This is a genomic window from Treponema sp. UBA785 (assembly GCF_002297065.1).
Taxonomy (GTDB): domain Bacteria; phylum Spirochaetota; class Spirochaetia; order Treponematales; family Treponemataceae; genus Treponema_D.
In genome coordinates this window covers 4780-15527 of record NZ_DBJD01000013.1, presented here as the reverse complement: position 1 = coordinate 15527, position 10748 = coordinate 4780, and the positions used below count along the sequence as shown (strand labels likewise).

Here is a 10748-nt window from a genome sequence, read left to right as displayed (position 1 = left end):
GCAGCTTGAGGCAAAGACAGACCGCACTCAGCGGGAAAGCGAAATGCTTGAAATTATGATGAATGACGGCGAAAGAGTGCGGGAAGAAAATCTTGCAGAAGTTCTTGAATGGTACAAAAAAAGCAAATGCTCTAAGGAGGCATGATAAAAATTACATCCGTGTAATTTTTATCATTACAGTTTGCTCAAGCGTTGCTTTCACAAACTGTGATTCTCGCCATCCGTAGCTTGCCGCTAACGCGGAGTTTTATTAAGGAGAGTAAAGTGTTAAGCTATGTTTTGCCAGTTGTACTGGTTGTTTTGTCAAATGTCATGTATCAGATATGCGCAAAGTCAGTTCCAAACGGAATAAATCCGCTGGCATCGCTCACTATAACATATTCTGTCGGCGCAGTGTTTTCGGCCGTGATGTATTTTGTTCTGAACCGAAATGGAAATTTATTTCAGGAGTATGGCAGATTGAATTGGGTGCCGTTTGTGTTCGGAATTGTTCTTGTGGGGCTTGAAGTCGGCTGGATTTATATTTATAAAGCTGGATGGCCTGTCAGTACAGCTTCGGTCGTTCAAAGCGCTTTTCTTGCCGTGGCTCTTATTTTTGTTGGATGGCTCTTCTATAAGGAGCATCTTAGTTGGAATAAGATTGCGGGAGTTTTTGTAGTTCTTGCTGGACTTGCCTTGATAAATAGATAAGCTATTGACTTTTAAATGCCAGCAACCAGTTCTTCTAGATTTGATTACATATTTTTTGTAACTAAAAACTTGTTATTTTATTTTTTTAATATATTTACTTTTCCATATTTGGAGGATATATGAAGAAAAATAAGGTGGTTTTTTATCTGGTTTTTGGTACACTTTTATTTGGTTGTTTGTTTTTTACGGGCTGTAGTTTTTCTGATGACGGCTCTAATTCTGATTCAGGCGGAAGCGGAATTCCGTCGGGAAGCGGCGGCTCGTCTTCCGGCTCGGTTGAGACAGCTACAACTGTAACTTCTGAAATCACTTCTTTCAATTCTTCGGACAAAATCGACATATCTTTCTGACCGAATTCTTATTCTCCGAACTCTTCTTCACGAAACATAATCACAGGCGCGGCGGCTTACGAAAGCGTTGCTTTTGGCGGAACTTTGTATGTTGATTTGAGCAAACTTCAAGTTTCGGCGGACAATTCAACTTGGAGTTCTTTGACCGACGGCGGAGAATCTGCAACTGTAACTTTGGATTCAAGTGAAATAACTGCGAAAATTTCTGACGGAGTTCTTTACATCGACTCGTCATCTTACAAATCAAACTTGAAATTCGACATAACAGGAACTGCGGAAAAAGGCGCGCTGAACATTTCTTCATATAAAAAAGGAACGGTCGCGCTCTATCTTCACGACGCGGTAATTTCTTCGAGCGGAAACTATCCCTGCATAAACGTTGACGCAAAATCGACGGTTTATCTTGTTTTGGAAGGAACGAACTCGCTCACAGACGGCAGAAAATACGGAACAGGCTACAGCGAGGCAGAAGGAACAGATTATTATTCAAGCGGTTTTTCTGGAACAAAGGCTGACGATGCGGAACTTACTGCAAGCTGGGCAAAGGGCGACAAGACAAAAGGCTCAATCTACACAAAAGGTGCGCTCTTGATTTCGGGAAGCGGCTCGCTCACCTTGAACGAGGGCTACAAGCACGGAATTTATTCAAAGGACTACATCAGAATTTTCGGCGGAACTTTGAACGTGAACACAAGCGGACGGAACGCAATCCAGAGCGTGAACGGATTTGTTATGGACTCAGGCGAAATCACAATCAGCGGAACCGGCGCGAACACGAACAACCAGAGCCGCGGAATCATCGTTGAGGGAGCGGAAGACGAGGACAATCCGGGCGAAGGATTTATCGTCATAAACGGCGGAAAAATCACTTCTTCAACCGTTGGAAAAGGAATTTCTGCAAAATGGGATTATGAGGACGACGTGGAAACTGAAGACACAAGCGACGACCCGTATCCTTACGTTCTGATTAACGGCGGAGAAATCAGCATAACGACAACTGGAACTCCGGCGGACGAGTCAAGCTCTGCTTACACATTCACAGACGCGGACGGCGTTACGGTAATCGAGACGACAAAACTCAGCCCGGAAGGAATCGAGGGAAAGCAGGCGGTCTTTATCTCAGGCGGAATCATAAACTTGAACTGCACGGACGACTGCATAAACGCAAGCCGCGACGATTCAGGCTACGCAGGGCAAGTCGTAATCAGCGGCGGAAACATCTACGCGTATTCTTCTTCAAACGACGCGATTGACTCAAACGGAACGCTTACTATAAACGGCGGTGTGATTGTCGCTTTGACGGCAAAAACTCCTGAATGTGCGTTTGACTGCGACGAAAACACTTTCGCAATTACAGGCGGACTTTTGGTTGGAGTTGGAACGAGCAACTATTCAAAGCCGACTTCAAGCGAGTGCACGCAAAGCACGGTTGTTCTTTCGGGAGATTATTTTGGCGCGGGCGGAACAACTTTTGCCGTTGAAGATTCAAGCGGAAACGCTGTTTTTGCGTTTGCAATTCCGTCTGCATTCGGAACAAGCGCAAACTCGCAGTATATAATGATTCTTTCTTCTCCGGAAATAAAAACCGGCACAACATACAAAGCCGTTAGCGGAGTTACGGCAAGCGGCGGAAGCACGTTCAGCAATCTTTACGTTGAATTGCCGGACGTTTCAGGCGGCACAACAACCGCAAGCAACATTGCGACAACAACCTCAAGCTATGTTTACACAAAGACAAGCGGAACAACCGGTGGTGCAACGGAAGGAACGCATCCGAATCCGGGACCAGGCGGAAGATAATTTTGCGTGAGGGATTGGAAGAGCGGCGGAGCCGTTGCGGAACGAAGAGGAGCAATGCAGGCGAAAGCCGGAACTCTGGAAAGCCCGACGGCAACTTGTTGCCGGCACGTCCAAAAATGCTTTAAAAATTTGACGAACGGATATTTTTATTGTATTTTTTTTGCAGATAAGTATTTTTACAAAAAAAATGAGGCTTTTATATGGAAGAAATTAAAAAAATTGAATGGAGCGATGAATATCTTCTTGGTGTTCCTGAAATTGACAGACAGCACAAAAAACTTATTGCGATTGCAAACGAGCTTTATGATGTTGTTACTGGAAATGAGACCGCATTAAAGGAAAAAATGCCTTCTATATTGAAAGAATTGACGGATTATACGGAGTATCATTTTTCTAACGAAGAAGAGCTTCAGAAAAAAATCGGGTATGTCGGACTTAGCACGCACAAGGCCGCCCATGAATTTTTTATAAAGGAAGTTGGTTTTCAGATTCAAAAACTTTCTGCTGACAGCAAGGGCGGTGTTCTTGGCTTTTACAAATATATTGCAAGCTGGGTTTTGAATCATATTGCAAAGGCTGACAAAATCTGGGCAAATTTTATGAAGCAGAATTCTTAGGTTTTTGCTGATTTTGCCATAAAAGATTTTTTTTTCAAAAAATTGTCAAAAGTTTAACTTTAAAGACACTTTATTATTATAGAAGAGTTTTTTTTGGTTAAGAGGCGATTTATGAAAAATAAGAAATCTGTTTTTTGTTTTGGGATTGTATTTTTGTCGGCAGGATTTTTGTTTTGTTCTTGCAATCAGTCTTGTTTGCTTGCAGAAAAAAATCAGTCTGAAAAATTGAATTCTGTCAAAATTTTGAATTGGAATTTGCAGACTTTTTTTGACGGAAACTTTAGCGGAACTGAATATTCGGAGTTTGCTTCTAGTTCTGCCGGCTGGTGCGAAGAAAAATACGGTGTCAGACTTGAGCGGCTTTCGGAAGTTGTAAAAGCCTGTGAGCCGGATATTTTTGTTATGCAGGAGCTTGAAAACGAAGACCAGCTTTATGACATTTTTAACAGGCTTTGTTCAAATTTCAGCTTTTCAAAAAATTACAGTTATGGGTGTTTTTACAAAGATGAAGGTTCGGCGATTGGGCTGGGAGTTTTGAGCCGTTTTCCGCTTTTTGGAAAAACGGTTCATTCTCTGGATGTCCGTTCCGAATCAGAAAAACAGCCTTCTATGCGTCCTCTTTTAAAAGTTTTTGTAAATGTAAATGAGCGGCCTCTTTTGCTTTTTGTTAATCACTGGAAAAGCAAGAGCGGCGGGGCGGAAAAAAGCGAGGTTTGGCGAAATTTTCAGGAATCGGTTCTTGCCCAAAGTTTTGCGGAATATGAAGGCCAAAATATTCCTGTTGTTGCCTGCGGCGACTTTAACCGCGATATTTTGGAATTTAGAAAGATAAACGGACGAAAACTTCAGCTTAACGTTGAGCTTCGCGGTAAAAATCCTGCTTTTGTTTATTCTCCCTGGTACGATTCTGACGGGAATCTTTTTGAGCCGGGCAGTTACTTTTACAACGGAAATTGGGAGCGAATCGACCATTTTTTTGCCGGAAGCGGAGCGAATGTTTCTGACTTTAAGGTTGAATGTAAAGGAAACTGGTCGAATGCTAACGGTTTGCCTTCAAAATATATTTTAAAGTACGGAACTGGATATTCTGACCATTTTCCTGTCAGCTGCGTAATTTCGTGGTAAGCTGAGATTTTTTTTTGCAGAAAAAACTATTCGTTTCGCATATGAAAAATTCCATCGGAATAGCCTTGAATCGAAGAGTCTTTTTCTGCCATTTGAAGGCGGTATTCGCTCCAGGCGCAGTAACGCTGTTCTTTTTCGATTGCGCACCAGTGGCGGCCGAGTTTTTTTGCTGTTACGGCTGTGCTTCCAGAACCTGCAAAAGGGTCGAAAATTAAATCTCCCTGATTGCTTGACGCTAAGATTAGCTTTGCAAGGAGTTTTTCTGGTTTTTGAGTTGGATGCGCTGTGTTTTCGCTCATCGACCAGAATGGAATTGTTATGTCGTTCCAAAAATTTGAAGGGCAGGTGTCGCGGTAATTTCCTTCGGAAGATTCTGTCCAGTCTTTTGGTTTTCCGTTGGTTTTGTACGGAGCGATTACTTTTCTGCGCATTTTTACTGCGTCTGTGTTAAAAATATAGTCTTCGGATTTTGTAAAAAACCAAATGTCTTCGTGGCAGTTTTTCCAGTTTGCTTTTGCTCCGCGGCCTTTTTCTCTTTCCCAGGTGATTCTGTTGCGCAGAAATATTTTTCCTTTTTCTTCGTATTCGTTTAAAACTTCGCCAACGATTATTGAGCTTTGCCAGTCTACGCAGATGTACATTGATCCGTTTTTTGTGAGAAGCGGCAGCGTAAGTTCAAGCCATTTTTTTGTGTAAGACTTGTATTCTGCATGGTTTTTTGCCGCAAATTTTGAAGAATTGTACTGTTTTGAAAGGTTGTACGGCGGGTCTGCAATAATGAGAGAAAATGTTTCTTCTGGAAGTTTTGGAAGCAGTTCAAATGTGTCTCCGCAGATTATGCAGTCGGAAAGTTCTTCTTTTGAAGGAAAAAATGATGAATCTGCAAAAAGGCATTTTTTTAAGTATTCTGAGCCTTCTTTTTCTGTAAAATTTATGGTCTTGTTTCGTGAGGATTTTTCTTTAATTTGCGGCATGAACGAAATTATAATTAAAATTCAATTTTTTTTCTATTTGCCCGTCTTGTGTTTGTTTTATCAAAAATTAGCATTCAGTTTTTATACTTATTATTTATATCCATATTGAATAATCTTTTATAACATACTATATTACTAGGTTATAAAGGAATTGGAGGACTTATGAAAAAAGTTTTTGGAACACTTGCGCTTGTTTTTGCTTCTTGTGTATTGTTTTCTGCTTGTGGAAAAAAAGGCGGAGAATTGAATGTTTATTCGATTATTCACGATGAAGAAACTGCGGCTCTTTGTAATCTTTTTACAAAAAAAACTGGAATTAAAGTAAATTATTTGCGTGCGACAACCGGCGAACTTGTAAACCGCGTTATTGCCGAAAAAGACGACCCTAAAGCCGATGTTCTTTTGGGCGGCGGCTCTGCTTACCATATTCAGGCTGCAAAAGCCGGCGCTCTGGACGTTTATGTTCCAAAAATTGCCGGCAAATTGCCGTCTTATGCAAAATCTTCCGACGGAACCTGGACTGGATTTTGTGTTCTTTCTCTTGGAATCGGAATTAACGCAAAACGTTTTGCAGAAAAATTCCCTGGCGTTGAATATCCTAAGACTTGGGATGAGCTTGCAAATCCACTTTTTAAGGGCGAGCTTGTTATGACAAACCCAGCGAGCTCTTCGACCGCGTATCTTTTCCTTCAGAATCAGTTGCAGCGTCTTGGCTGGGAAAACGGCTGGAATTATCTTGAAAAATTGAGCCAGCTTGTTGGCCAGTTCCCGGACAGCGGAAGCGCGCCTCCAAAACTCATTGGAACAGGCGAATATGCTCTTGGGGTTGCTTACCTTCATGCGCTCGTAAAATACAAGGCGCAGGGATTTGATATTGTGGCAGTTTCGCCTCCAAAAACTGCCGGAGACGTTGACTGTATTGCAGTGTTGAAGAATGCAAAAAATCCTGAAAATGCCAAAAAGTTTGTTGATTTTATTCTCGATAAAGACGCTCAGGAACTTATGACTTCAATCGACTTTACCGTTCCTGTAAATTCAGAAGCTGGCATAATTGAAGGAGCAACAAGAATTGAAGATGTTGATTTAATCAATTATGATAGAGCAAAGGCTGCTGGTCAAAAAACAGAAGTTTTGTCTAAGTGGTCAAAAATCTTAAACTAGAATTGGAATAGTCCATTTTTCAAGGAACTAAATTGAATAAAACAGGAAAAATTTACGGTCAGGAAAAAAGTTTTTTTGCCTGCGCTGCATTGTGGCTTTTTTTTGCGATAACAGTAATTATTCCTGTTTTATACGCTCTTTTTTCTGTGCGCCCGTCCGACTTTGCGCAGATTTTTACTCAAAAAAGATTTTTTACGGCAATCAGAAATACCGCTATTGAATGTGTCTGCTCGACCTTTGTTTCTGTTTTTGTCGGTTACATTTACGCTTATGCCGTTGTCCGCGGCAATCTTCCTTTTAAAAAATTATTTGCGGTCGTTCCTGTTGTCCACATGGTAACGCCTCCTTTTGTCGGAGGCCTTTCTTTTATTCTTTTGTTTGGACGGCAGGGATTTTTTACAAAAACATTGCTCGGTCTTGATGTAAGCCTTTACGGTTTTTGGGGACTTCTCTTAAGCCAGGTTTTGTGCTTTTTTCCGATTGCATATTTAATTTGCTGCCAGACTTTAAACGGAATAAATCCTTCTATTGAACAGGCTGCAAAAAGCATGGGAGCAGGCAACTGGAAAATTTTTAAATCGGTCACTTTGCCGTTGAGTTTTGCTGGAATTGTTTCGGCTACGCTCTTTATTGCAGTAAGCGTTTTGAGCGATTTTGGAAATCCCCTGATTGTTGGCGGAAGATTTAATGTTCTTGCTGTTGAAATCTACACTCAGCTTACAGGCTGGCTTAATATTGGAACAAGCGCCGCAATGGGGCTTGTTCTTTTGATTCCATCAATTTTGCTTTTTGTGCTGCAAAACCGTTTTTATAAAAAAAATGCCTTAAAATTTGCGACAATTGGCGGAAAAATCGGCGGAGGAAAGCCAAGTCCAAAATCAGAAAAAAATATTCCGTTCAAAAAAAACAAAAATGTCAGTTTTGGAATGAATATTTTGCTTACGGTTTTTTGTTCTTTTTTTGCAGTACTGATTATTGCGCAGCTTCTTTCTATTATAATGGGCGCTTTTCAAAAACTTTGGGGAATAAATACGAGCTTTACCTTTGCCCATTTTAAGGCAATTTTTTCGTTCAGCCAGAGTCTGTTTAATTCCCTTTGTTTTGCCTTTGTGGCGGCGCTTTTGTCAACTTTTATTGCGGCTCTAACCGTTTATCTTACACACAGAACAAAACTTCCGCTTGTTTCGGGGCTTGATGCGGTTTGCCAGATTCCTTCTGCAATTCCAGGAACACTTTTTGGACTTTCTCTTGCCTATGTTTCTTCGTATATCGAAAGAATTTTTCATTTTGAATTGAGTTCGTTTTTAATCATAATTGCAATGACTGTAAGTTATCTGCCGTTTAGCTACAGAATCTGCTCTTCAACTTTTAGCCGACTGAAAATTTCCCTTGATGAAGCGGCCCGTTCTTTGGGTGCAGGACGGCTGAAGGTTTTAAAGGATATTATTTTGCCGTTGAGTATTGGCGGTCTATTTAGTTCTGCCGTTTACGATTTTGCTCGTGGCGTTGGAACTATAAGTTCGGTTATTTTTCTGGTAAGTTTTAACACAGGACTTGCCTCGATAAAAATTTTGAATTTGGCAGAGCAGGGCGACTGGGGCAAATCTGCGGCTCTGGCACTTGTTTTAACTGTCATTACTTTTATAATACTTGGAGCCGGAAAAATTTTAAGCCGGCGGTTTGAGGCAAAAATTTATGAACAGTAGCAGTGCAAGCCTTACTTTTAAGAATGTTTCTTTTAGTTTTGGAAATACTCGGACTATCAACGATTTTTTTCTTGAAGTAAAAAGCGGCAGTTTTACAACACTTTTGGGACCAAGCGGTTGCGGAAAAACCACCCTCCTAAAAATAGTTTCCGGTTTTTTAACTCCAGACTCTGGTTCAATTTTGATTGATGGCGCGGACTGCACCTTTGTTCCGCCGGAAAAAAGACAGATTGGAATGGTTTTTCAGGATTATGCTCTTTTTCCGCATATGACGGTTCAGAAAAATCTTCTCTATGGACTTGAAATAAAAAATAAAAACAGCAAAGAAGAAAATTTTGCAAAAATACATAAAACCGCGCGCATCCTCGGAATCGCCAATCTTCTGGAAAGATTTCCTCATGAGCTTTCTGGCGGACAGCAGCAGCGCGTAGCCTTGGGGCGCGCTCTTGTTCTTGAGCCGAAAATTCTTTTAATGGACGAGCCTCTTTCTTCTCTTGATGCAAAGCTGCGTACTCAGGTTCGAGAAGAACTAAAAGATGTTCAAAGCCAGATTGGAATTACAACTCTCTATGTTACTCACGACCAGGAAGAAGCACTCTCTCTTTCTGACACGATTGCGGTTTTAAAAGCCGGAAAATTGCAGCAGGTTGGAACTCCAAGACAAATCTATTTTGAACCGGCAAACGATTTTGTCGCAGATGCAGTCGGCAGGGCAAATTTTATAAAACTGACAGACTTAAATGAATTTGAAATTGATAATCCGTCCCTAAAAGAAGCAAAAAAATTGATAGTCCGCCCAGAATGGTTTTTTAAGATAAATGCAGGCAAAAAAGAAACAAAAAATTGTCTTACAGTCAGCGGAACTATTGTTTCGACAGCATTTTTAGGACAGACAACGCGTTACCGCATTCGCCTTGACAACGAAACTTCCCAGATTTTGACCGCAGATTTACCGACCGAAGATGAAGATTTGCCTTCAGGTCAAAAAATCACCCTCAAAATCGAAAAATATCTGTTAAAAAAATAGCGTATATGAAAAAAATCCTGGCAATAATTTTTGCATTTTTTGCAGTTCAGCTTATTTTTGCTTTTCCTTCTCTTGAGCCGTCAATTTTGTGGGGGCTGGAGCAAAATTCAATTCAAAAAATTGAACACACTGACGAAAAACAAAACATTCTTGGTCAAAATCTTACATCAAGACAGATAATCCAGACAGCGTTGGAATATTCGTTTTGTCCAGTGGAAAGCGAAGAAGGCTTGTCCTGCTTAAAAAAATACGATTCGCTCGAAAAGGCCGTAAAAAAACAGTTTTGCGGTCTTGAAAAAATTGACGCGGCGGAAAAACTGCTTTTATTTTTGTATGATGTTGCCCTTTACCGGTACGAAGAGGACGCAACTCGACTTAACACGACACTTTTGACAGGTTCGTACAACTGCGTCACTGCAAGCATTTTGTATCTTGCGTTGGCCCGGAGTCTAGAAATCGAAGCCTGCGTTCAGGACACAAATATCCACGCCTATTGTTCTGTTTTTACCGGCACAAAAAAAATCGACGTCGAAACGACAAATCCTTATGGCTTTAATCCCGGCGAAAAAAAACTTGTCGCTCAATCCGAAAACAACCGCAAATACGCCGTAATTCCAAAAAAATACTACGCCGGAAACAGGCAGATAAGCAGCCGTGCAGCCGCAACCTTGACCGGAAAAAATATTGCAAGCAGCCTAAACGATTCCGGCGACTACGAAACGGCAATTCCTCTAGAAATAAGCCGCCTTGAGTTTCTAAAGCTTTTTTCAGATCCGGAAACAAAAACAGCAAAAAACGACCTTGATACGCTGGCCTGCAACTACGCAATAACCCAAAATCGCGCCTCGCAGCCGGAAAAAGCCCTCGAATTTCTCGAAAAAGTAATTCAAAATTTTGGAAACAGCGCGGCCCTTCAAAAAACTTACGGAAATTCGCTTTACAACGCCGCAGTCAATCTTCTTAACGAAAACCGAGAAAGTGACGCGCTTGAACTTTTTAAAAACCGCAGCTCCCTTGCAGACGAGGCAATGCAAAACCGCGTAAAAAAAATGATAGACGGACAGATTCTAAAAAAACACGAAATATCCGTTCACAATCAGGTTGTACCGCTTTTTAATACAGGAAAATTTGACGAGGCAAAATCGATTCTAGAAAAAGAGCTTGCTCAAAATCCCGAAAGCCCGCTCTTAAAAAAAGATTTGCAGGCCGTAAAAAAAGCCTTGGCACAATAAAAGAGTTCGTTTGTTATTCCGGGCGTTCCCCTCACTGCGTTCGGGTCGCTATGTCCATGGTTCGCT

General features: G+C 41.2%; 10 protein-coding genes. 9 read left to right on the top strand and 1 reads right to left on the bottom strand.

Going from position 1 to position 10748, the window contains the following annotated elements; translation table 11 throughout:
* Positions 1-264: 264 nt before the first annotated feature.
* The 5 genes from B2X33_RS01110 to B2X33_RS01090 all read left to right on the top strand — a co-directional run bounded on the left by B2X33_RS01110 (position 265) and on the right by B2X33_RS01090 (position 4582).
* Positions 265-690: an EamA family transporter gene (locus tag B2X33_RS01110; RefSeq protein ID WP_296666923.1), complete on the top strand. Its 426-nt coding sequence runs from the start codon at positions 265-267 to the stop codon at positions 688-690.
* 119 nt (positions 691-809) lie between these two features.
* On the top strand, positions 810-1040 hold the full coding sequence (locus tag B2X33_RS01105) for a hypothetical protein (RefSeq protein ID WP_296666920.1): 231 nt from the start codon (positions 810-812) through the stop codon (positions 1038-1040).
* 96 nt (positions 1041-1136) lie between these two features.
* Entirely contained in the window at positions 1137-2840 is a 1704-nt protein-coding gene (locus B2X33_RS01100; protein WP_296666917.1) for a carbohydrate-binding domain-containing protein, read from the top strand.
* 200 nt (positions 2841-3040) lie between these two features.
* On the top strand, positions 3041-3457 hold the full coding sequence (locus tag B2X33_RS01095) for a bacteriohemerythrin (RefSeq protein ID WP_296666915.1): 417 nt from the start codon (positions 3041-3043) through the stop codon (positions 3455-3457).
* A 111-nt stretch (positions 3458-3568) separates the two neighbouring features.
* Entirely contained in the window at positions 3569-4582 is a 1014-nt protein-coding gene (locus B2X33_RS01090) for an endonuclease/exonuclease/phosphatase family protein (RefSeq protein WP_296666912.1), read from the top strand.
* A gap of 26 nt (positions 4583-4608) precedes the next feature.
* Here the strand turns inward: B2X33_RS01090 and B2X33_RS01085 are convergent, their stop codons facing one another.
* Entirely contained in the window at positions 4609-5556 is a 948-nt protein-coding gene (locus B2X33_RS01085) for a DNA-methyltransferase (RefSeq protein WP_296666910.1), read from the bottom strand.
* Positions 5557-5718: 162 nt separating this feature from the next.
* Between B2X33_RS01085 and B2X33_RS01080 the strand changes: the two genes are divergently transcribed.
* From B2X33_RS01080 to B2X33_RS01065, 4 genes are read left to right on the top strand one after another with little or no spacing between them, the layout of a single operon-like run.
* Positions 5719-6717: an ABC transporter substrate-binding protein gene (locus B2X33_RS01080; RefSeq protein WP_296666908.1), complete on the top strand. Its 999-nt coding sequence runs from the start codon at positions 5719-5721 to the stop codon at positions 6715-6717.
* Between the two features lie 32 nt (positions 6718-6749).
* A complete protein-coding gene (locus B2X33_RS01075; RefSeq protein WP_296666906.1) occupies positions 6750-8423 on the top strand; it encodes an ABC transporter permease in 1674 nt (557 codons plus the stop codon).
* Positions 8413-9450 carry an ABC transporter ATP-binding protein gene (locus B2X33_RS01070; RefSeq protein WP_296666904.1) on the top strand — a complete coding sequence of 346 codons (1038 nt, stop codon included), beginning with the start codon at positions 8413-8415 and terminating at the stop codon, positions 9448-9450. The genes B2X33_RS01075 and B2X33_RS01070 overlap by 11 nt, the downstream gene beginning before the upstream one ends.
* 5 nt (positions 9451-9455) lie before the next feature.
* Positions 9456-10682 (top strand): tetratricopeptide repeat protein, encoded by a 1227-nt coding sequence (locus tag B2X33_RS01065; protein WP_296666903.1) that lies wholly within the window; start codon positions 9456-9458, stop codon positions 10680-10682.
* Positions 10683-10748: the final 66 nt, after the last annotated feature.

What these genes read in the sequence shown, in the direction of transcription:
- B2X33_RS01105 (WP_296666920.1), top strand. Translation starts at nt 810, where the DNA reads ATGAAGAAAAATAAGGTGGTTTTTTATCTGGTTTTTGGTACACTTTTA.
- B2X33_RS01095 (WP_296666915.1), top strand. Translation starts at nt 3,041, where the DNA reads ATGGAAGAAATTAAAAAAATTGAATGGAGCGATGAATATCTTCTTGGT.
- B2X33_RS01090 (WP_296666912.1), top strand. Translation starts at nt 3,569, where the DNA reads ATGAAAAATAAGAAATCTGTTTTTTGTTTTGGGATTGTATTTTTGTCG.
- B2X33_RS01085 (WP_296666910.1), bottom strand. Translation starts at nt 5,556, where the DNA reads ATGCCGCAAATTAAAGAAAAATCCTCACGAAACAAGACCATAAATTTT.
- B2X33_RS01080 (WP_296666908.1), top strand. Translation starts at nt 5,719, where the DNA reads ATGAAAAAAGTTTTTGGAACACTTGCGCTTGTTTTTGCTTCTTGTGTA.
- B2X33_RS01070 (WP_296666904.1), top strand. Translation starts at nt 8,413, where the DNA reads ATGAACAGTAGCAGTGCAAGCCTTACTTTTAAGAATGTTTCTTTTAGT.
- B2X33_RS01065 (WP_296666903.1), top strand. Translation starts at nt 9,456, where the DNA reads ATGAAAAAAATCCTGGCAATAATTTTTGCATTTTTTGCAGTTCAGCTT.